Here is a 20,161-nt window from a genome sequence, read left to right as displayed (position 1 = left end):
TAAAATCACCCGGTTGTAACCTGTGACCCTAACTGTCCACTGGGGTGGTGCTGGCTGTTTGCCGGCCCCGCATCGTTTTTGGCTAGCGGGGCCGTGGGCGATCGGTGGTGCGGTGAGGATTGTCAGAGAGAGTGGAAGAAGGTGCGGAGGTCCGCGGTGACCTCTTCGGGGCGTTCGAGGGCGGCGAAGTGGCCGCCGTCTTTGAAGGTGGACCAGTGGACGATCTGGGTGTTGTCTCGGTCGGCTAGGGGGCGGATTGTTTTGAAGTCGTCGGCGAAGACGGCTACGCCGGTTCGGGCGTGATTCTGTTGGGGATCGGCGCCCGAGTTGGCTTCTTCGTGGTGGTAGCGGCCGGCGGTGGCTGAGGTGTTGGTTAGCCAGTAGAGGGTGACTTCGGTGAGGATCTGGTCGCGGGTGACGAGGCTGGTGCCGTTGCCGAAGTTGTTGAAGAGTTCGTTCCAGGCGAGTTGCCCGACGGGGGAGTCGGAGATGCCGACGGCAACGGTTTGGGGGCGGGTGGCGTTGATCGCGTTGTAGCCGCCGACCGACTGGAACCACTTCAGGTGCTCGAGTGCCGCGTAGTCCTCCGGCGTGAACTTCTCGAACTCGGACGGGTCGCCCGACGGGAAGGAGAAGAGCTGAAGGACGTGCAGGCCGAGGAAGCCGGGAGGGTTGAGTACGCCGAGTTCGCGCGCGATCATCGCGCCGGCGTCGGACCCGTGGGCGCCGTACGAGTCGTAGCCGAGGCGGCGCATCAGGGTGTCGAAGGTGCGGGCGACGCGGGCCATCGTCCAGCCGCGGTCGACGAGCGGGGTGCTGAACCCGAAGCCGGGGATCGACGGTACGACGACCGAGAACGCGTCCTCGGCGGATCCGCCGTGCGCGACGGGGTCGGTGAGCGGGCCGATCATGTCGAGGAAGTCGACGAACGAACCGGGGTACGTGTGGGTCAGCAGCAGCGGGGTCGCGCCCTCGACGGCGGACGGCACGTGGATGAAGTGCACGGTCTGGCCGTCGATCTCGGTGAGGTAGTGCGGGAAGGAGTTCATCCGCGCTTCCTGGGCTCGCCAGTCGAAGCCGTTCTGCCAGTGGTCGACCATCTCGCGGAGGTAGTGGTTCGGCGTCCCGAGGTCCCAGTTGTCGCCGGGGGCCGGCTCGGGGAGCCGCGTGCGTGCGAGGCGGGTGTTCAGGTCGTCCAGGTCGGCCTGGTCGATCGTGACGGTGAAGGGCCGGATGCTCTCGTTCGTGTTCATGGCTCTACCGTAGGATCCATATAGGAACATTAGATTCCTAAACAAAGGACTGATTGTGCTCGAGACTTCGCAGCGGTTGCTGGCTCTGCTCGCGCTGCTCCAGACGCGCCCGGCGTGGACCGGTGCGGAGTTGGCCGAGCGGCTCGAGGTCACGACGCGGACGGTCCGGAACGACATCGATCGGCTGCGCGAACTCGGGTATCCGGTCGATGCCACCCGCGGACCGGCCGGGCATTACCAGCTGGGCGTCGGCGCGAAGCTCCCGCCGCTGCTGCTCGACGACGAGGAGGCGGTCGCCGTCGCGATCGGTCTACGGGCCGGCGTCGGCGTCGCCGGTATGGCGGAGAGCAGTGCGCGGGCGCTGACCAAGCTCGAGCAGGTGCTCCCGCATCGCCTCCAGCGGCAGGTCAACGCGATCAACAAGGCGATGGAGAAGGGCCCGGAGAACACTGGCTCAAATGTGGAGGCGCCCGAGATCCCGTCCGGGGTCCTCGCGACGATCGCGGCGTGTATCCGCGACGAGCACTTCCTGAGGTTCGAGTACGTCGTACCGGAAGGCGTCTCGCTGCGGAGTGCGGGATCAGGTGTCGCGGGGGACCTGCCGCTCCTGGTCGAGCCGTACCGGTTGGTGAGCTGGCACGGGTACTGGCATCTGGTGGCGCGTGACGAGCAGGCGGTCTGGCGGACGTACCGCGTCGACTGGATGTCGTTGCGGATGGCAACGGGCCGCCGGTATCAGCCGAGACCGATGACCGACGGCAACTACACCGACTTCGTACTGCGGGACGTCGCGACGACCGGGTGGAAGGTGCACGCGCGCATCACCGTGCACGCGCCCGCTCGGGAGGTGCTGTCCCGGATCCACGCCGCCGTCGGCATCGTCGAATCGGTCGACGACAACACCTGCATCCTGGTCACCGGCGCCGACTCGCTGGAGATCATCGCCGTCTACATCGGCATGCTCGGTCTCGACTTCCACCTCGACGGCCCTCCCGAGCTCATCACCCATCTGGAGACGGTCGGTACCCGGTACCTGCACGCGATCTCCGGACCGAAGAACGGGTAGAGGTCGGCAGATCCGCAGCTGTGGCGAAGGGGCCAGGCGGGAGGGGGCGGCGTTGTGCGCACTACTACCCGTTCTTCGGTACAGGTCAGGAGTGGTCGCCGAGGCCGGCGTTGCGGGCCTGGACGATGGCGGTGGCGCGGTCGGCGGTGCCGAGTTTCGTGAAGATGGCGGAGACGTTGTTGGCGACGGTCTTCGGTGCGAGTTCGAGCCGGGTCGCGATCGCGGTGTTGGACAGGCCGGCGGCGATCAGGTCGAGGATCTGCCGTTCGCGGGTGGTGAGCTGGGGGAACGGTTCGGCGGCCGGTGGCGGTGCGGAGAAGAAGGTGAGGACGCGGCGGGCGACGCCGGGGCCGAAGATCGCCTCGCCGGCGGCGACCGCCTGGATCGCCCGGGCGATCTCTTCCTGTTCCGCGCCTTTGACCAGGTACCCGCGAGCCCCGGCCCGCATCGCCGCGAAGACCGAGTCGTCGTCCTCGAACATGGTGAGGACGAGTACGGCGACCTCGGGGGCGGAGCGCGCCAGTTCGCGAGTGGCCGCGAAGCCGTCGAGGTCGGGCATCTGCAGGTCGAGGACGGCGACGTCCGGCCGGGTGGTGACAACCTCGCGGACAGCTTCGCGACCGTTGGACGCGACGCCGACGACCTCGATGCCGGGCAGGGAGGTGAGCAGGGCTTCCAGACCCGCTCGGACGACCGGGTGATCATCGGCCAGCACGACGCGGATCGGAGCCTCGCTGCTGGTGGTCATGATGGGCCGGTCGCGGCGAGCGGGAAGCGGGCCCGGACCAGACCGCCGTGCGGGGTCGGGCCGGCTTCGAACTTGCCACCGAGTTCGGCCGCGCGTTCGTGCATGGCCTGGAGGCCGACGCCGGGACGCCACGCGCCGTTCGGCGGGCCGTCGTCGGTCACCTCGATCTCCAGCTCGGCGCTACAACGCACCGCCAGTACGGCGGAGGTCGCGCGCGAGTGCCGTACCACGTTCGTGAGCGCCTCGGTCGCGATCCGGTAGGCGGCGACCTCGAGAGCGGCCGGAAGGGTAGGCAATCCGTTGGCCGATACCGCGACGTGGATCGTGGCGCCGTCAGCGCGGAACGACAACTGGTCGGCGCGCTGCCGCAGGGCGCCGAGCAGGCCGAGTTCGTCCAGCGCGGGCGGGCGGAGGTCGTCGACGAGGCGGCGTACGTCGGCGATCGCGACCCGGGTGTCGGTGCGCAACCGGGCGAGCAGCTCGACTGCTCGCGGAGCGTCGGTGCTGACCAGATTGGCCGCCGCATCCGCGGAGAACGCGACGCCGGTGAGGGTGGGGCCGAGCCCGTCGTGCAGATCACGCCGCAATCGCCGCCGCTCCTCCTCGCGCGCCGAGACCAGTTTCTCCCGCGACGACTGCAGCTCGGCCGACAACCGGGTCGCGTGCACGGCCACCGCCAGCGGTACGGCGACCAGCCCGAGCACGTTCCGGTCCGCCGACGACAACCCGGAGTCACCCGACCGCACGCCCACCTCGAGCGCTCCGACAACCTCCCCGCCGTACGCAAGCTCGAGTGGCACCACCCGTCCAGGCGTCCCATCGGCAGCGATCACCTGCCCGTCGACCGTCAACGCCGCGTACGGCAGCCGCAGCGCGGACCGGACCGCCGCCACGACGCCGGGCAGGCCCGCGGAAAGCTGTTCGCCGACCCGTGATGCCACCCGCACCGGGTCGTTCCGATCGCCGTACAACGCCCGGTCGACGAGTTGTTGAAGCCGCGGGAGCACCGGCGCGATGATCAACGCGAGGGCCACCGTCACTACCGCGGACCTGCCGACCTGCGATGCGATCAGCGAACCGAGCAGTCCGGCCAGCGCGGCGTAGATGCCGATGGCAACCAGTGACAGCAGCGCCCACGTCAGTGCGCGGGACACCACCAGCCGGATGTCGAGCAGTTGGTAGCGGACGATGGCGATGGCGACCGAGATCGGGATCAACGGGATCGCCAGCAGCACGAGGATCGGCGTACCGGCGACGAAGGCCCACGGGGTGACGAACAGGATCGCGATGACGGAGGCCAGGAGCAACCACAGGAGTTGCCGGCGGCCCGTCTCGTCGGCGCGCCGGTACCTGATCCCCAGACAGACGACGGCGAGCAGGATCGCTGCCAGGTTGCGCACCTCGGCGATCGTCCACAGTGGCTGCAGGGAGTCGTACGACGGGATGCTCAGGTAGCCGCGCGGAAGACCGGGTGACACGGTGTCGCCACTGCCGACCATCTCCAGCACGAACAGCGGTGCGGTCACGACGATGCCGAGCGCCGCCCACCGCCAGCGCGGGGACAACAGCCGACCGGTGGGGAAGAGGAGGAGTGCCAGCGGCAGGAACAGGCCGATGGACCACGGCCACGCCCCCATCGAGAGGGTGACGAACACTCGTTGCGCGAAAGCACCGTGGGCGAGGGCGTCGGCGAACGGGGTGGTGGCGTGGCCGATCCCGTCGGCGAGGAAGAGCCAGCCGATCGGGTTGGCCGGTCGGTGCCAGGCGATGACCGCGCCACAGAGCCCGAACGTGAGGCCCATCAGACCGTTGGTCAGCAGGAACGAATCCACCAGCTGATGCCAGCTCGCGTCGATGGTGATGGCGTGGACGACCGCGACCGCCAGCTCGGCGATCAGCAGGCCGGCGAGCAGGACGACGAGAACGCGCCGGTTCGCGGAGGTCGTCATAGCCGCAGTGTGCGCCCGAATGGTTCCCGGTGTCTCGGGATCGGGTTCCCGGGCCGGCCGGGGAACCGCCTGGTCCGCTGGGATCGCACGCCCAGGTGGGTACGACGGCCTGCGGTGAGGGTTGTCGCACAACCGGAACAAGGGGGTACAGGAAATGTCTGGAAGGAATCGCTTCGGCCTGGTGCTGCTCGGGCTGCTCGCGCTCGCCGATCTGGCCACGCCACTGCTGACGGACGGCGATCACCCGCCGATGAGCGTCGCGATCGGAACGTCGGTGATCGGGCTGATCAGCCTGGTACTGGTCGTGTTCGCGTGGCGTGGAAGGCGCTGGGCACTCGCGCCGTTGATCACGCTGCGACTGGCGTCGGCGCTGCTCGCCGTACCGGCCTTCTTCGCGTCCGACGTACCGACGGCGGCGGTCGCGGCCGCTGGGGTCGGGGTAGCCGCGACGGTGCTCGGCGTGATCGCCGTACTGCTTCCCAGTCGTGAACCGGTCGGTGCCCGATGACGACGCCGGCGACAACACAGGCGCAGGCGAGCAGCCGGAGCACACCGCGTGCCGACATCCGGCCCGCGTGGCGGTGGACGGCAGCCTTGATTCTGCCGATCGGCCCGGCCGCGGTCGCCCTGCTGCGGTTCCTGTTGCCGTACGACACGGTGGACGACACACCGACGATCACCCAGAAGATCGTCGGCCACCTGGATCGCAGCTCGCTGGTCATCTGGCTTGCGTATGTCGCATTCCTGACGCTCGTGCCGGCTGTCTACTTCGTCGGCCGTCTGACGCGGCGCCGGGTGCCCTGGTTGACCGCGGTTGCGATGCTGCTCGTCGTACCTGGATACCTGTCGTTGCCGTGGACGGCGTCGAGCGATCTGTTCACGTGGTCGGCGGGGAAGGCCGGTCTGGATGCGGCCACGATCACCAGGGCCGCCGAGGTCACGCACGGCTCGATGAACCTGGCCGGCGTCGTGTTCGTGGTCGGTCACGTGCTCGGCACGATCCTGCTGGGGATCGCGATGTGGCGCTCCCGGGTCGGCGGACGGTGGGCCGCGCTGGCGGTGATCGTCTCGCAGCCGATCCATTTCGTGGCCGCGATCGTGGTCAGCAGTCACACGCTGGACCTGATCGGCTGGGGGCTGCAGGCGGTGGGGTTCGCTGCGGTGGGGTGGGCGATCCTGCGGATGTCCAACGACGAATGGCAGCCGCTGCCGTAACCGTTCGGGGGATGCGCTCGAGCAGTTGGCGCCGGCCGCGAATCGGAACGCGATCTCCGGACCGAGTGACGGGTAGAGGTCGGCAGAATCGCCGATCCGGGATGCGGTCAGGCGGGGGACTGGGGCGCCGCCTCCACCACTACCCGTTCTTCGGTACGAAGGACCGCCATCTCGGGAGCAACCGGCGCCGGTCGGCGAGCGGGCCACTGGACGATCAGTACTGCGGACAGGACCAGCGCGGCGCCGAGCCACTGCAGCGCGGTCAGGTGCTCGCGGAACACCAGCGCCGCCGCACCGACGGTCACGACTGGCTCGAAGATCGACAGGATCGACGCCACGGACGGCCCGACGCGAGCCATCCCGGCGAAGAAGAAGACGATCGCGGCGACCGTGCTCACCAGCGCGACCAACACCAGCCACAACCACCCCACCGGCGCGAAGTGGAAGTCGGTGCCGCCGCGCACGAACCCGAGGACGACGTACGTCCCGAACGCGCCTGTGCAGACCAGCGCCGTCAGCGCCAGCGGCGGTACCTCGCCGCCGATCGAGTCGCCGACCAGGATGTAGCAGGTGTAGACGATTGGTGCGCCCAACGCCAGGAGGATGCCGACCCAGTCGAAGTGCACGGACATCGCCCCGCTGAGCACCAGCACGATTCCAACGAGCGCGGTCACCAGCGCGCCGATCCGCCGACGCGACGCCGGCTCCCGGCGCAGCGCGATCGCGCCGACCATCACCAGGACCGGGTACAGGTAAAGAATCAGTGCGACCAGCGAGGCGTCGATGCGGGCCAGCGCGGAGAAGTACAGACCGGATTGGGCGGCGTATCCGAAGACGCCCATGCCGAGTCCGGTCAGGACCGCTCGGCGGGGCAGGTTGCGGAGTGCGCCGCGGGCGAGCGCGATGACGAGCATCAGTGCGCCGGCGAGGCCGAAGCGGACCAGGAGCAAGGCGTCCACGGACACGCCCGCGTCGTACGCGAGCTTGCCGAACACGGCCATGACCCCGAAGGTGGCGGCGGAAAGAAGGCAGAAGAGGCGTCCCACGGCATCGATGGTCAGGGCCGGAGACTGTTCACGTCCATCACGGCTTCACGCACAGCATCGTGAAGCTAAGCTGAACGAATGATGGATCTGCATCGGCTGCGCCTCCTGCGTGAGGTGCACGGCCGCGGCACCGTGCACGGCGCGGCCCGAGCCCTCGGGTACTCGCCGAGCGCCATCTCCCAGCAACTGGCCGTCCTGGAGCGTGAAGCGGGTACGCCGTTGCTCGAGCGGATCGGCCGCAACGTGCGGTTGACCGCGGCCGGGGAGGTCCTGGTCCGGCACGCCACGGCGCTGCTGGAGGGTCTCGAAGCGGCCGAGGCCGAGGTGGCGGCAGTCGCCGCGGGCCGGGTCGCCGGCGTGGTCCGGATCGCGTCGTTCCAGTCGGCCTTCATTCGCGTTGTCGCGCCGGCGATCCGCAGCCTCGCGGCGACGTACCCCGAGATCCGGGTCGAGGCGTCGGAGCTCGAGGTCGAGCAGGCCGCGCCGGCGCTGCGGTTGCAGCAGCTCGACGTGATGGTCGGCGACGAGTACGACGGTCAGCCGCGCGCCGTCCACGCCGACCTGCTCCGTGAGCACGTTTTGCGCGAGGAGATCCGCGTCGCTCTCCCCGAGGACCACCCCGAGGCCGCGGCCGACAAGGTCCCGATCGCGAACCTGTCCGGGATGGCGTGGGCCGCCTGCCAGCCGGGCACGGGGCATCGCGAGATGCACGTCCGCGTTTGCCGTGAGCTCGGCGGCTTCGAGCCCGATGTCCGCTACAGCTCGGACGACTTCCTCATCCTGCTCGAGCTCGTCCGTACGACGGGCGCCGGCGCACTGCTTCCGGATCTGGTGCTCGCCAACGGTGCGCCAGGTGTCGCCGTACGACGACCCGCCGAAGGCAGCGTGGGACGGGAGGTCTTCCTCCTCACCCGCCGGGCGCGAACTCCTGCAGTAGAAGCGGTTGCGAACGCGCTGAGCGACGCGGCTAGTCGAGCCAAGCCAGGCTTGTGAGAGTGTCCGTGGTCGGCTTGTACTCGCAGGCGGCGACGCCCTGGTAGCCGGCGGCCTTGAGGGCGTCGAGCGTCGCGTCGATCGGTAGTGATCCGGATCCCGGTTCGCCGCGGCCCGGGCTGTCGGCAAGCTGGACATGCGCGACCGGAACCGACGCCGCCGTGGCGAGCAGATCCACACCGTTGCTGCCGAGGTGGAAGGTGTCGAACAGCAGCGAGAGGTTCTCGACGTCATGCAACGGGCCGTTGAGCAACCGCAGTACGTCGTCCGCGGTGAGCAACGGATAGCGGCCGTTCAGCCCTTCCGTGAGCGGCTCGATCAGCACCGTGCCGTTGATCGCGGCAACTGCTGACGCGGCCGAGCGCACCGCGACTTCGGCGGTCTTTGCCTGCTCCTCGGGCGACCAGCGATCGTCGAGTTGGCCGTAGAGCAGGTTGAAAAGCCGGCATCCGGTCTGCTCGGCGATCGCGACGATCGCGCGGGTGTTCGCGGTGAGTTGGTCCTGCCGGTCGGGGTGCGACGCGACTCCGCGCTCGCCGGCGGGGATGTCGCCGCCGTAGAAGTTGAGCGCTCCGAGCGAGACCCCGCCATCGGCGACGGCCCGGACGAACGACGAGATCTCGGCCGTCGACGGATCGGGGACGGCGAACGGCCACCACGACTCCACCACCCGGAACCCGGCCTCCGCCGCGGCGGCGAACCGCTCCGGGTAGGGCAGCTCGGTGAAGAGCATCGACACGTTCGCACTCAGCTCGTGGCCGCGGTACTCCATGAAAGAAGACTAACAGCAGCTCTTGCCAGTCGTGCAATCTTGTCTAACAATCTTCTGCATACCGACGACTCCGGAGGCGCAATGCAGAACTGGCCGTTGGCGGCGACCCGGTGGGCCCAGATCACCTTGGCCGAGGACGATCCCGCGCATTTCGACGCGGACTTCTGGCTCCGGCTGATGCGCGACAGCAAGTCGAACGCGACCTGCATCAGCGCCGGCGGGTACGTCGCCTACTACCCGACGCAGCTCGAGTACCACTACCGCAGCAAGTACCTCGCCGGCACCGACCCGTTCGGCACCCTCGTGGACGGCGCCCGGAAACTCGACATGAGCGTGATGGCCCGGGTCGATCCGCACGCGATCCACGCCGACGCCGCCGCGGCGCACCCCGAGTGGCTGGCCCGCGACCGGGACGGCAACCCGATCGAGCACTGGGCCTATCCCGGCATCTGGCTGACCTGCGCGTTCACGCCGTACCACAGTGAGTTCGTCACCGAGGTGATCCGCGAGATCGTCCGGGAGTATGACGTGGACGCGGTCTTCGCGAACCGCTGGGAGGGGTACTACGGGATCTCGTACAGCGAGGCCGCGCGGAAGTCGTTCCGGGACGAGACGGGTCTGGAGCTGCCGCTCGAGGAGCACGCGGACGGGTGGCCGGAGTACGTCGGGTGGCGGCGCCGGCGGCTCGGTGAGCTGGTCGGGATCTGGGACCAGGCGGTGCGGGACCTGCGGCCGGACGCACGGTTCATCCCGAACATGGGCGCGCTCGCCGCGCGCGACCTCGCTCAGGACCTGGCCGAGCCGGTCGCGCCGCTGTTCATCATCGACAAGCAGGGGCGGCACGGGATCGAGGCACCGTGGGCGGCCGGGCGGAACGGGAAGCGGAACCGCGCCGTGTTCCCGGACAAGCCCGTTCGGCTGATCACTTCGGTCGGGCCGGAACACAAGTACCGCTGGAAGGACTCCGTCGCGCCGGGCGAGGAGACGAAGACCTGGATCGTCGACGGGTTCGCGCACGGTGCGTTGCCCTGGTTCACCAAGTTCAACGCCAGTGTCCCGGACGAGCGGTGGGTGCAGCCGGTCGTCGAGGCGTTCAACCTGCACGCGACGGTCGAGCCGGTGCTCGAGAAGCTGCGGATCAGCGCGGAGGTCGCATTGCTGGACCCGACCCGGATCGGGCAACTACGGGCCGGGGACAACGATCACGAGGACGGCTTCTACCACGCGCTCGTCGAGGCCCGCGTCCCGTTCGAGTTCGTCTCCGACCAGCTGATGTCGCTGGAGCGGTTACGCGCGTTCAAGGTGATCGTGCTGGCGAACGCCGAGCAGCTGAGCGACGCGCAGTGCGCCGTACTGACCGAGTACGTCGGGAGCGGCGGGTCGCTGGTGGCGGCGTACCAGAGCTCGTTGTACGACGAGAACGGTGCGGCTCGTGATGACTTCGGGCTCGGTGGAGTCCTCAACGTCCGCCTGACCGCGCCGAGTCGACAGGTGCAGAACAACTACATTGCACTGACCGACGGGCATCCGTTGAACGCCGGCTTCGACGGTACGACGCGGATCATTGGCGGGACCCACATCATCGGGGTGGAGTCGGACGCGGTGGCGCCGTTCCGGTTCATCCCGGACTTCCCCGATCTCCCGATGGAGGAGGTCTACCAGCGGGAGGCGCCGGACAAGCCGGCCGTTGTCTGCACCGAGAACGCGCAGGGCGGCCGGACGGTCTACTTCCCGTTCAACGTCGGCGCCATCTTCTGGGAAGCGCTGCAGACCGACCACGGCCGGTTGATCGCGAACGCGGTCGCCTGGGCCGTCGGAACGGCGCCCGAAGTGACGGTCGACGGCGCCGGGCTGGTGGACGTCGCCGTGCATCGGGGCGAGCAGGAAGTGGCCGTTGCCCTGGTCAACCTCACGAACCCGATGGCGATGCGCGGGCCGATCCGGGAGACGCTCCCGCTGCCGCCGCAGACCGTGTCGGTCGCGGTGCCGGCGGATCGGGCGCGGGTCCGGTTGCTGGTCGCCGGGGTCGACGTCGAGACGACGGTCGTGGACGGCCGCGTCGAGGTCGTGGTCCCGGCCGCCGGGCTGCTCGAGGTCGTGCATGTGGATTGGAGCCAGGCATGAGGATCGGGTTCATCGGCCTCGGTGTCATGGGTCGCCCGATGGCGGACAACCTGCTGGCTGCTGGCCACGAACTGTCCGTGCACCGCGGCCGGACCGACCTCGACGCGCACGTGTGCGGCTCGGCGAAGGAGGTCGCCGAGCGGTCCGACGTCGTGATCCTGATGGTGCCCGACACGCCGGACGTCGAGTCGGCGCTGTTCGCGCCGGGCGGCGTCGCGGAAGGTCTGCGGGCGGGCTCGCTGGTGATCGACATGAGCTCGATCTCGCCGACCGCGACCATCGGGTTCGCGCAGCTGATCGGGAAGCTGGGCTGCGAGTACCTCGACGCGCCCGTGTCCGGTGGCGAGATCGGCGCCCGGGACGGGACGCTGACGATCATGGCCGGCGGCCGGCCGGAGGTGTTCGAGCGGGCCCGGCCGATCCTCGACGTACTCGGGAAGAACGTCACGCTGATCGGCGGCGCCGGTGCCGGGCAGACGGCGAAGGTCGCGAACCAGATCATCGTGGGGCTGACCATCGAAGCGGTGGCCGAAGGGCTGCTGTTCGCCGAGCGGGCGGGCGCGGACCCGGCCGTCGTACGGCAGGCGTTGATGGGTGGGTTCGCGAGCTCGCGGATCCTCGAGGTGCACGGCGAGCGGATGGTGCGGGAGGCGTTCGCGCCCGGGTTCCGGCTGCGGCTGCACCGCAAGGATCTCGGGCTGGCGGTGCAGGCCGCGGCCGAGCTGGACCTGGCGTTGCCGAACACGGCCGCGACGCAGCAGTTGATGAACGCCGCGATCGCGGACGGCGACGGGGAGCTGGATCACTCCGCGCTGTACCGGACCCTGCGGCGGGAGCATCGATGAAGCTCTGGTGGCAGGACCCGTTCCGGATGTTCCAGACCAACTTGCGCGAGATCGACGCCGGGCTGGATGTGGAGGCCGTGCTGGACTATCTGGAGGAGTTCGGTGCCGACACCTGGCTGCTGAGCGTCGGCGGGATCCTGTCCAACTATCCGACGGACCTGGAGTTCCAGACGCGCAATCCGTACCTCTCGGAGCGGCCGTCCGGTGACCTGGTCGGCGACGCGGTCAAGGCCGCGGCGCGCCGGGGGATCCGGGTGATGGGCCGGATGGACTTCTCCAAGATCGACGAGCGGCGGGCCGAGGCCCACCCCGAGTGGTGCTTCGTCGGTCCTGGTGGCGAGCGGCAGGTCTACAACGGACTGACGAGCGTCTGTCCGAGCGGCGACTACTACCAGGCCCGCCTGTTCGACGTCCTGGACGAAGTACTCGATCGCTATCCGCTGGACGGCTTCTTCTGCAACTGGATGTCGTTCAACGAGGTCGACTACAGCCGCGTCTACCACGGGATCTGCCACTGCGTCGCCTGTCAGCAGCGGTACGACGGTGTGCTGCCGAACGACCGTGACTCGCCGGGATACGCCGACTGGCAGAGCTTCGCGAACGGCGTTCTGGCCGAGCTGACCGGCCGGATCCGGGACCACCTGGCGAGCCGCCGACCGGAAGCGCCGCTGGTGTTGGGCGATCGGGCGGACATCGTCTTTCACGAGGCGAACAACGCGGTGGGGCGCCGGTTGTGGCATCACCGGACCAGCGAGAGCGTGAGCGCGGCCAAGACGTATCGCCCGTCGGTTCCGGTGCTGACGAACTCGGTCGGCTTCGTGGACATGCCCTATCGGCTGGCCAGCGAGGACCCGCAGCATTTCGCCCAATATCTCCTGCAAGCCATCGCCCGCGGTGCGAATCCGTCGACGTACATCATGGGCACTCCGGCGACGACGCCGTATGCCTGCCTGGACGTCGCGGCCGAACTCACCCGATTTCACCGCGATCATGCGGAGGTCTATCGGGACCTGGTGCCGGCCGCGGAGACGCTACTGGTCAGACCAGTGCACTCGCGGGCCGAGTTCGAAGGCCTCTACCTCGCGCTTCTGCAGCGGCACGTGCCGTTCGACGTGCTGCCGGTGGAGCGGCTCGGTGAGGTGGACTTGAGTCGCTATCGAGTGGTCGTGCTGCCTGACCTCGGGCGGGTCGAGCTCGGGGAGTACGACGGCCGCATTGTTGCCACGGGCACCACCGAGGTGGCGCGAGTGGCGGTACGGCGGCTGGCGTCGTACGCGACCGAGAGCACGACGCGGGGATTGCATCTCGAGGGCGGGGTCCCGGTGGTCGGGGCCTTTCATGTGGTGGAGCCGGACGTGGATGACGAGGTCGGGTTGTTCGCGTACTCGCGGGCGCCGTACGGGCCGCCGGAGAAATGTCACGGGCATCAGCTGTTGCAACATCCGGGGATGGTTCGGCGCGGGAACGCGGTGCTGTTCCCGTGGACGATCGGGCAGGCGTATCGCGAGGTCGGGCTGACGGTGCACCGCGATCTGTTCGTCGAGCAGGTGGGCGGCGCGATCGAGACGGACCTGCCCGAACAGGTGGAGGTCGTCGTGGGGCGGTCGGCGGCGGGGTACGTCGTTCATCTGCTGAACCGTTCCGGCGACACCGACCAGCGGTTCGCGCCGCCGGTGCCGATCGGGCCAGGGCGGTTGCGCGTGCCCGACGGCGTACAGGAAGTCGAAGCACTCAACGCGGGGGAGCGCCTGCCGGTCGAGGACGGGTGGGTGCAGGTACCGGAACTCGGGTTGTTCGAAGTACTCGTCTGTGCGTGAGGAGAGCGAGATGGATCGACGAGGGTTTCTCAAGGCCGCGCTGGTGGCCGGCGCCGCGACCGGGCTGGCAGGGTGCGGCGGGAGCGGCGGTGGACCGTCCGGCGGAGGCGGCGACGTCACGTTGCGGTACGCGTGGTGGGGCAACAGCATCCGCCAGCAGAACTACACCAAGGCGCTGAAGCAGTTCAGTACGGCGAACCCGTCGATCACGATCGAGCCGGAGTTCGCCGACTACACGGCCTTCCAGGAACGGATGACGACGCAGATCGCGGCGCGCGACGTACCGGACATCTTCTGGATCGCGTCGCCGCAGGTGCTGACGTACAACAAGAGCAAGCTGTACCGGAAGCTGGACGACATCCCGACGCTGAAGTGGGACGACTACAGCAAGGACGAACTGGAGACGTTCAAGCTCGGCGGCCAGCTGAACACGCTGCCGTTCGCGATCTTCACCCCGGTGGTTCGCTACAACGAGACCGTCGCGAAGGCCGACGGCGTCACGATCCCCGCGGAGGGAACGGCCTGGACCTGGGACGGTCTCGCCGAGCTCCTCGTTGCCTACAGCAAGAACAATCCGGGCAAGCGCAAAGGTACGCCGTACCTTCCCGACCACGACCTCACGTTCGAGGCCTGGCTCCGACAGCGTGGTGAGCAGCTGTGGACCGAGGACGGCCAGGTCGGGTTCACCGTGGACGGACTGGGCAGCTGGCTCGACTGGTGGGAGAAGCTGCGCAAGGCCGGCGGTGCGTTGTCGCTCAGCGAGCAGGAGGGGATGGGCCCGGACTGGGCGCAGGTGGGGAAGAAGGTCCTGGTGAACTTCGGCAACTCCAACCACATCATCGACGACGCGAAGATGTTCCCGAAGGAGAAGTTCCGGCTCCGCGCGGCGCCGGTCGCGGCGGACGCGGAGGCCGGTCACAAGTACCTGTACTTCCCGCGGATGGCGATCTACCAGCGGATCGACGACGGCAACCTGGAGGCGGCCGGCAAGGTCCTCGACTACAACGTCAACAACCCCGAGATGCTGAAGACCGTGCGGCTGACGATGGGTGCGCCGACGAACCCGAAGGTCGCCGAGCAGGCGGCGGAGTTCGCGAGTCCGGACGAGAAGGAGATGCTCGCGGTGGTCGCCAAGGAGCGGGCCGCCGAGCGCAAACCGCGGTACGAGGCGCCGCCCGGCTCGAGCACCTGGCGGACCACGATGGGCCGGATCTGCGAGGAGATCGCGCTCGGGAAGACCGCCGTACCGGACGGCGCGAAGAAGCTCGTCGACGAGATCGGCGCCGGGATCAAGCGGGCCGCATGACCAGGACGCGGTTCCACCTCAACCGCCAGGGGCGGGCGGCGCACGTCTTCCTGATCCCCTGGCAGTTGGGGTTCCTGCTGATCACCGCCGTACCGCTGCTGGCCTCGTTGTACCTGGCGTTCACGAAGTACGACATCCTCAACCCGCCGGAGTGGACCGGGCTGGAGAACTTCCAGCGGATGATCCACGACGACCAGTTCTGGGCGTCGGTCAAGGTCACGCTGATCTACGTCCTGGTCTCGGTGCCGCTGCAGCTCGCGTTCGCGCTGCTGCTCGCGCTGATTCTCGACCGCGGACTGAGCGGGCTGGCGTTCTATCGGAGCGCGTTCTACCTGCCGTCGCTGCTCGGGTCGAGCGTGGCGATCGCGATCCTGTGGCGGGAGATCTTCGGCGACGACGGCCTGGTCAACAAGGGGCTGGCGCTGATCGGGATCCACGGCGAGAGCTGGCTGCAGAACCCGCGGACGGCGCTGGCGACACTGATCGTCCTGAATGTGTGGACGTTCGGATCGCCGATGGTGATCTTCCTGGCCGGGCTGCGGCAGATCCCCGACGAGCTGTACGAAGCCGCGCGCGTCGACGGCGCCGGGACCTGGCGACAGTTCACCCATGTGACGATCCCGCTGCTGACACCGATCATCTTCTTCAACCTGATCCTGCAGACGATCGGCGCGTTCCAGACCTTCACCCAGGCGCACATCATCAGCGGCGGCACCGGCGGTCCGGCGAACTCGACGCTGTTCTACACGCTGTACGTCTACCAGCAGGGTTTCGTCGCGTTCGACATGGGCTACGCGTCCGCGCTCGCCTGGGTGCTGATGGTCGCGATCGCCGTCGTCACCGCGCTGCACTTCCTGGTCTCGAAGTATTGGGTCTTCTACGGAGACAGCTGATGAAGAGCTCTGTGCTGAAACACCTCGGTCTGCTGGCCTTCGTCGGGTTCATGATCTATCCGCTCGTCTGGATGGTGGTGAGCGCGTTCAAACCACCCGAGCAGATCCTCACCGAACCCGGCCTGATCCCGCACGACCTGACGTTCCAGAACTTCAAGGACGGCTGGCACGCGCTGAACCGGCCGTTCTCCGCGTTCTTCGTGAACTCGCTGGTCGTCACGCTCGCGTCGATCGCCGGCAACCTGTTCTCCTGCTCGCTGACGGCGTACGCGCTGGCCCGGCTGCAGTTCCGGATGCGGACGGTGTACTTCGCCATCACGCTCGCCTCGGTGATGCTGCCGTTCCACGTGCTCGTCATCCCGCAGTACATCTTCTTCTCGCAGCTCGGGCTGGTGAACACCTACTGGCCGCTGCTGATCCCGAAGTTCCTGGCCACCGACGCGTTCTTCGTGTTCCTGATGGTGCAGTTCATCCGGACGTTGCCCCGCGAGCTCGATCGGGCCGCCTGGATCGACGGCGCCGGCCCGTTCCTGACCTTCTGGTACGTCGTCCTGCCGCTGATGCGACCCGCCTTGGTGACGACCACGATCTTCACGTTCATCTGGACCTGGAACGATTTCTTCGTACCGTTGATCTACCTGACCAGGACGCAGGCGTTCACCGTGCCGGTGGCGCTGAACTCGATGGTCGACTCCGAGACCCAGGATGGAGTGGGAATGCTGTTCGCGATGTCGTTGCTGTCCTTGATCCCGATCCTGATCTTCTTCGCCGTGGCCCAGAAGTACCTGATCCGCGGCATCGCCACCACGGGGCTGAAATGATCGTTGTCGTAGGCAAAGAGAACCCGGCGTACGTCGACGCCGCGGGCGACGTACCGGTGCGGTTCATCGACTCGCTGGAGCATGAGACCTTCGACGGGGTGCACGCGGTGATCGGGCACCTGCCGCCCGACGTGTTGGTCAAGGCGCGGGAGCTGCGGTGGGTGCACAGCCCGTCGGCGGGCGTCGACTCCGATCTGACGCCGGAGATGATCGCGTCGCCGGTCGTCCTCACCTCGAGCGCGGGCAACGGCGGGATCTCGCTCGCCGAGCACTCGATGCTGCTGATGATGATGCTGAACCGCGACGTACCGCGGTGGATGCGCGCGCAGGCCGAGCACCGTTGGGACCACTACCGGCACGGCGAGCTGGCCGGGCGGACCGTCGGTATCTACGGTCTCGGCAACTCGGGGCTCGACCTGGCGCTCAAGGCGAAGGCGTTCCACATGCGCGTCCTCGGCGTACGGCGGCGTCCGGACCAGCCGTCGCCGAACGTCGACGTACTGTGCGATCTCGACCAGCTGCTCGCGGAGTCGGACTTCGTCGTGGTGACGACACCGCGGACGCCGGCCACCACTGGCGTCTTCGACCGCGCCGCGTTCGCCCGGATGAAGCCGACGGCGTACTTCGTCAACATCTCGCGTGGCGGGATCGCGGACGACGAGGCGCTGCTGGAGGCGTTGACATCCGCGCAGATCGCGGGCGCCGGGCTGGACGCGCACGGTGTCGAACCGTTGCCGCCGGACAGCCCGTTCTGGTCGCTGCCGAACGTCGTCGTGACACCACACAACGGCGCCACCAGCGACGGGACGCTGCGGCGTTCGCAGGAGATCGTCGCGGACAACATCCGCCGCTTCGTCGCCGGCGAACCGCTGCACAACGTGGTTGACAAGGCCGCGGGTTATTAGGCACGTACACTTGCCAGACCAGTTTCATCCTGTTGGAGGGGGTGCCGTGCCGACCGAAGCGCGCCTGGAGCTCGGGCCGTCCTCGCTGACCGACGCGCTCTACGCGTCGGTCCGCAAGCGGATCGTGAACGGCGAGATCCCGCAGGGGGAGAAGCTCACCGAAGTACGGCTCGCGACGGAGTACAACGTGGCCCGGCCGACCGCGAAGGCCGCGCTGGAGCGGCTCACCGCGCTCGGCCTGCTGCGGCGGACGGCGCACAAGACCGCGGTGGTCCCGGTGCTCGACCAGGACGAGATCCGGGATCTGTTCTTCAGCCGGATCACGATCGAGAAGGCGGCCGTGTCCGCGCTCGCCGCGACCGGCGCGGTGCCCGCCGAGGCGGCCCGGGCGCAGGTCGCGATCGAGTACGCGGCGCGCGACCACGTGTTCGAGAACCAGGTCGAGGCCGACATCGCGTTTCACACCGCTTTGGTGGCGGCGGTCGGCAGCCGGCGGCTGACCCGGATGCACGAGCTGATCATCGGCGAGGTGCACCTGACGATGGGGCAGTACCAGGCGCATCGGAAAGCCGCGCCGTCGACCGTCGCCGAGGAGCACGCGGCGATCCTGCGGTCGATCGAGGACGGCGACCCGGCGAGCGCGGCCGACCACCTGGCGTACCACCTCGAACAGGCCCAGGGCCGGCTGCTCAGCACCTTGTCCGAGAGGGATTGACGAATCTGCCCCGGGTTGGGAAGGTCGGGGGTGAACGGGCGGGTCTGGGGGAGGATCGCGTCGCCCGTCGGGGGTCCAGCTGCTCTCTGGGGTGGAACAATCGCGCTGCGCTCGTCGGCGACGACCGGTCTGCGCGGTGTGCGCTGCGCGTACGCCGCTCTGCGACAGGCGACACGTTTCGGAGAGCACATCATGGGCGCGATCGAAGACTTCAGGGAACGCACGCGCGGACAGGTCATCACCGTAGGCGATGAGGAGTACGACGCGGCGCGCCGGGTCAACAACTGGATGCACGACAAGCGGCCGCAGGTGATCGTCCGCTGCGAGAACGCCGGCGACGTGATGGCGTCGATCGAGTACGCGCGGACGAACGACCTCGAACTCGCGGTGCGCGGTGGTGGGCACAGCGTGCCCGGGTTCGGCACGGTCGACGACGGACTGGTCATCGACCTGCACGCGCTGCGCAACATCCGGGTCGATCCGCTGACCCGGACGGCACGGGCCGGCGGCGGTGCGACGTGGGGCGACTTCAACGCGGCGACACATGCCTTCGGTCTGGCCACCACCGGTGGGATCATCTCGACCACGGGCATCGGAGGACTGACGCTCGGCGGCGGCATCGGGTACCTCGCGCGCGGCCTCGGGCTGTCCTGCGACAACCTGGTCTCGGCGGACGTGGTGACCGCGGACGGCCGGTTCCTGGTCGCCAGCGAGAAGGACAACGAGGACCTCTTCTGGGCGCTGCGCGGTGGCGGCGGCAACTTCGGTGTGGTGACCGCGCTCGAGTACCGGCTGGCACCGGTGTCGACGGTCTACGCCGGCGCGATGTTCTTCGAGCTGTCCGACGCGGCCGCCGTACTGACCGGGTACCGCGAGCTGATCAAGGACGCGCCGGAGCAGCTCGGCGCGTTCCCGGCGTTCCAGATCGCGCCGCCGCTGCCGTTCATCCCGGAGAACCGGGTCGGTGAGCCGTTCGCGGCGATGGTCGGCTGCTGGGCCGGCGACCTGGACCAGGGCGAGGCGCAGCTCGCGAAGTTCCGCGAGTTCGCGCCGGTCGTCGCGGAGATGGTCGGCCCGATGCCGTACCCGGTGCTGAACTCCCTGTTCGACGACCTGGTACCTCCGGGGCTGCAGCACTACTGGAAGGCGAACTTCGTCACCGAGCTGACCGACGAGGCGATCCAGGCGCACCTGCGGCACGCCGCCGGCCTGCCGGCGGTGAACTCGACCGTGCACATCTACCCGATCAACGGTGCCGTGCACCGGGTCACGCCGGACGCGACCGCGTTCGCCTACCGGGACGCGAACTTCGCCACCGTGATCGCGGGCATGTGGCCGGACCCGGCACAGAACGAGGCCGGTATCGAGTGGGTGCGCTCGTACTACGACGACGTCTCGCCGCTGTCCGAGGCCGGCGGTTACATCAACTTCATGGCCGGCGACGACCAGGGCCGGATCCGCGACAACTACCGGCAGAACTACGACCGGCTCGCCGACACCAAGCGCCGGTACGACCCGGACAACGTGTTCCACCTCAACCAGAACATCATGCCGTAGGCAACGAAAACCCGCGGGCCGGTACGTCGTCGTACACGCCCCCGGGGGTGGGGTGTTTTTTGTGAGGCGGGAGGGGGCCGCCGTTGGGCGACGGTTGCGGGCATTTATTGGGGCTGGCCCCTGCGGTGGGGATTGG

The 20,161-nt window shown here is 68.5% G+C and carries 18 protein-coding genes; 13 read left to right on the top strand and 5 right to left on the bottom strand.

Annotated features, from left to right (window positions below; translation table 11 throughout):
* Nucleotides 1-122: 122 nt before the first annotated feature.
* Nucleotides 123-1,253 (bottom strand): epoxide hydrolase family protein, encoded by a 1,131-nt coding sequence (locus tag ACWGID_RS32600; protein ID WP_452203159.1) that lies wholly within the window; start codon nt 1,251-1,253, stop codon nt 123-125.
* Nucleotides 1,254-1,308: 55 nt separating this feature from the next.
* Here ACWGID_RS32600 and ACWGID_RS32595 point away from each other — a divergent pair, with 55 nt between their 5' ends.
* A complete protein-coding gene (locus tag ACWGID_RS32595) occupies nt 1,309-2,319 on the top strand; it encodes a helix-turn-helix transcriptional regulator (protein ID WP_452203158.1) in 1,011 nt (336 codons plus the stop codon).
* A gap of 85 nt (nt 2,320-2,404) precedes the next feature.
* Here ACWGID_RS32595 and ACWGID_RS32590 read toward each other — a convergent pair whose 3' ends face one another.
* Nucleotides 2,405-3,067, bottom strand: a complete 663-nt coding sequence (locus tag ACWGID_RS32590; protein ID WP_452203157.1) for a response regulator — start codon at nt 3,065-3,067, stop codon at nt 2,405-2,407.
* Nucleotides 3,064-5,016, bottom strand: a complete 1,953-nt coding sequence (locus tag ACWGID_RS32585) for a histidine kinase (protein ID WP_452203156.1) — start codon at nt 5,014-5,016, stop codon at nt 3,064-3,066. The genes ACWGID_RS32590 and ACWGID_RS32585 overlap by 4 nt, the downstream gene beginning before the upstream one ends.
* A 154-nt stretch (nt 5,017-5,170) precedes the next feature.
* On the opposite strand from ACWGID_RS32585, the gene ACWGID_RS32580 reads away from it, so the two are divergent.
* Nucleotides 5,171-5,524 carry a hypothetical protein gene (locus ACWGID_RS32580; protein WP_452203155.1) on the top strand — a complete coding sequence of 118 codons (354 nt, stop codon included), beginning with the start codon at nt 5,171-5,173 and terminating at the stop codon, nt 5,522-5,524.
* On the top strand, nt 5,521-6,231 hold the full coding sequence (locus ACWGID_RS32575) for a hypothetical protein (protein WP_452203154.1): 711 nt from the start codon (nt 5,521-5,523) through the stop codon (nt 6,229-6,231). The genes ACWGID_RS32580 and ACWGID_RS32575 overlap by 4 nt, the downstream gene beginning before the upstream one ends.
* Before the next feature lie 107 nt (nt 6,232-6,338).
* Here the strand turns inward: ACWGID_RS32575 and ACWGID_RS32570 are convergent, their stop codons facing one another.
* Entirely contained in the window at nt 6,339-7,277 is a 939-nt protein-coding gene (locus tag ACWGID_RS32570; RefSeq protein ID WP_452203153.1) for a DMT family transporter, read from the bottom strand.
* A 78-nt stretch (nt 7,278-7,355) separates the two neighbouring features.
* On the opposite strand from ACWGID_RS32570, the gene ACWGID_RS32565 reads away from it, so the two are divergent.
* Complete coding sequence (locus ACWGID_RS32565; protein WP_452203152.1) at nt 7,356-8,270, top strand: LysR family transcriptional regulator; 915 nt, start codon at nt 7,356-7,358, stop codon at nt 8,268-8,270.
* On the opposite strand, the gene ACWGID_RS32560 is transcribed toward ACWGID_RS32565, so the two are convergent.
* Entirely contained in the window at nt 8,245-9,042 is a 798-nt protein-coding gene (locus tag ACWGID_RS32560; RefSeq protein ID WP_452203151.1) for a hydroxypyruvate isomerase family protein, read from the bottom strand. The genes ACWGID_RS32565 and ACWGID_RS32560 overlap by 26 nt on opposite strands.
* 81 nt (nt 9,043-9,123) lie before the next feature.
* Here ACWGID_RS32560 and ACWGID_RS32555 point away from each other — a divergent pair, with 81 nt between their 5' ends.
* The 9 genes from ACWGID_RS32555 (at nt 9,124) to ACWGID_RS32515 (ending at nt 20,025) form a co-directional block, all read left to right on the top strand.
* The gene (locus ACWGID_RS32555; protein WP_452203150.1) at nt 9,124-11,166 is read left to right on the top strand and encodes an alpha-amylase family protein; all 2,043 of its coding nucleotides are present in this window, start codon (nt 9,124-9,126) and stop codon (nt 11,164-11,166) included.
* Nucleotides 11,163-12,011: a 2-hydroxy-3-oxopropionate reductase gene (locus tag ACWGID_RS32550; RefSeq protein ID WP_452203149.1), complete on the top strand. Its 849-nt coding sequence runs from the start codon at nt 11,163-11,165 to the stop codon at nt 12,009-12,011. Before ACWGID_RS32555 ends, ACWGID_RS32550 begins: the two co-directional genes overlap by 4 nt.
* Nucleotides 12,008-13,828: an alpha-amylase family protein gene (locus tag ACWGID_RS32545; RefSeq protein ID WP_452203148.1), complete on the top strand. Its 1,821-nt coding sequence runs from the start codon at nt 12,008-12,010 to the stop codon at nt 13,826-13,828. The genes ACWGID_RS32550 and ACWGID_RS32545 overlap by 4 nt, the downstream gene beginning before the upstream one ends.
* Nucleotides 13,829-13,838: 10 nt before the next feature.
* Nucleotides 13,839-15,134, top strand: coding sequence for an ABC transporter substrate-binding protein (locus ACWGID_RS32540; RefSeq protein WP_452203147.1), 1,296 nt, complete (start codon nt 13,839-13,841; stop codon nt 15,132-15,134).
* Nucleotides 15,131-16,027, top strand: coding sequence for a carbohydrate ABC transporter permease (locus ACWGID_RS32535; protein WP_452203146.1), 897 nt, complete (start codon nt 15,131-15,133; stop codon nt 16,025-16,027). The genes ACWGID_RS32540 and ACWGID_RS32535 overlap by 4 nt, the downstream gene beginning before the upstream one ends.
* A complete protein-coding gene (locus ACWGID_RS32530) occupies nt 16,027-16,848 on the top strand; it encodes a carbohydrate ABC transporter permease (RefSeq protein ID WP_452203144.1) in 822 nt (273 codons plus the stop codon). The genes ACWGID_RS32535 and ACWGID_RS32530 overlap by 1 nt, the downstream gene beginning before the upstream one ends.
* Complete coding sequence (locus ACWGID_RS32525; protein ID WP_452203142.1) at nt 16,845-17,753, top strand: D-2-hydroxyacid dehydrogenase; 909 nt, start codon at nt 16,845-16,847, stop codon at nt 17,751-17,753. Before ACWGID_RS32530 ends, ACWGID_RS32525 begins: the two co-directional genes overlap by 4 nt.
* 46 nt (nt 17,754-17,799) lie before the next feature.
* On the top strand, nt 17,800-18,468 hold the full coding sequence (locus ACWGID_RS32520) for a GntR family transcriptional regulator (RefSeq protein WP_452203140.1): 669 nt from the start codon (nt 17,800-17,802) through the stop codon (nt 18,466-18,468).
* Nucleotides 18,469-18,660: 192 nt separating this feature from the next.
* Entirely contained in the window at nt 18,661-20,025 is a 1,365-nt protein-coding gene (locus tag ACWGID_RS32515) for an FAD-binding oxidoreductase (protein WP_452203137.1), read from the top strand.
* Nucleotides 20,026-20,161 lie beyond the last annotated feature (136 nt).

The sequence above is a fragment of the Kribbella sp. NPDC054772 genome (genome assembly GCF_053611945.1).
Note: the sequence above shows the minus strand (reverse complement) of the source record. Positions and strands in the feature narration are given on the sequence as shown.

Excerpts from the sequence above, each read along its gene's own strand:
- ACWGID_RS32600 (WP_452203159.1), bottom strand. The coding sequence starts at position 1,253 with ATGAACACGAACGAGAGCATCCGGCCCTTCACCGTCACGATCGACCAG.
- ACWGID_RS32590 (WP_452203157.1), bottom strand. The coding sequence starts at position 3,067 with ATGACCACCAGCAGCGAGGCTCCGATCCGCGTCGTGCTGGCCGATGAT.
- ACWGID_RS32585 (WP_452203156.1), bottom strand. The coding sequence starts at position 5,016 with ATGACGACCTCCGCGAACCGGCGCGTTCTCGTCGTCCTGCTCGCCGGC.
- ACWGID_RS32580 (WP_452203155.1), top strand. The coding sequence starts at position 5,171 with ATGTCTGGAAGGAATCGCTTCGGCCTGGTGCTGCTCGGGCTGCTCGCG.
- ACWGID_RS32575 (WP_452203154.1), top strand. The coding sequence starts at position 5,521 with ATGACGACGCCGGCGACAACACAGGCGCAGGCGAGCAGCCGGAGCACA.
- ACWGID_RS32565 (WP_452203152.1), top strand. The coding sequence starts at position 7,356 with ATGATGGATCTGCATCGGCTGCGCCTCCTGCGTGAGGTGCACGGCCGC.
- ACWGID_RS32560 (WP_452203151.1), bottom strand. The coding sequence starts at position 9,042 with ATGGAGTACCGCGGCCACGAGCTGAGTGCGAACGTGTCGATGCTCTTC.
- ACWGID_RS32555 (WP_452203150.1), top strand. The coding sequence starts at position 9,124 with ATGCAGAACTGGCCGTTGGCGGCGACCCGGTGGGCCCAGATCACCTTG.
- ACWGID_RS32550 (WP_452203149.1), top strand. The coding sequence starts at position 11,163 with ATGAGGATCGGGTTCATCGGCCTCGGTGTCATGGGTCGCCCGATGGCG.
- ACWGID_RS32545 (WP_452203148.1), top strand. The coding sequence starts at position 12,008 with ATGAAGCTCTGGTGGCAGGACCCGTTCCGGATGTTCCAGACCAACTTG.
- ACWGID_RS32540 (WP_452203147.1), top strand. The coding sequence starts at position 13,839 with ATGGATCGACGAGGGTTTCTCAAGGCCGCGCTGGTGGCCGGCGCCGCG.
- ACWGID_RS32535 (WP_452203146.1), top strand. The coding sequence starts at position 15,131 with ATGACCAGGACGCGGTTCCACCTCAACCGCCAGGGGCGGGCGGCGCAC.
- ACWGID_RS32530 (WP_452203144.1), top strand. The coding sequence starts at position 16,027 with ATGAAGAGCTCTGTGCTGAAACACCTCGGTCTGCTGGCCTTCGTCGGG.
- ACWGID_RS32525 (WP_452203142.1), top strand. The coding sequence starts at position 16,845 with ATGATCGTTGTCGTAGGCAAAGAGAACCCGGCGTACGTCGACGCCGCG.
- ACWGID_RS32515 (WP_452203137.1), top strand. The coding sequence starts at position 18,661 with ATGGGCGCGATCGAAGACTTCAGGGAACGCACGCGCGGACAGGTCATC.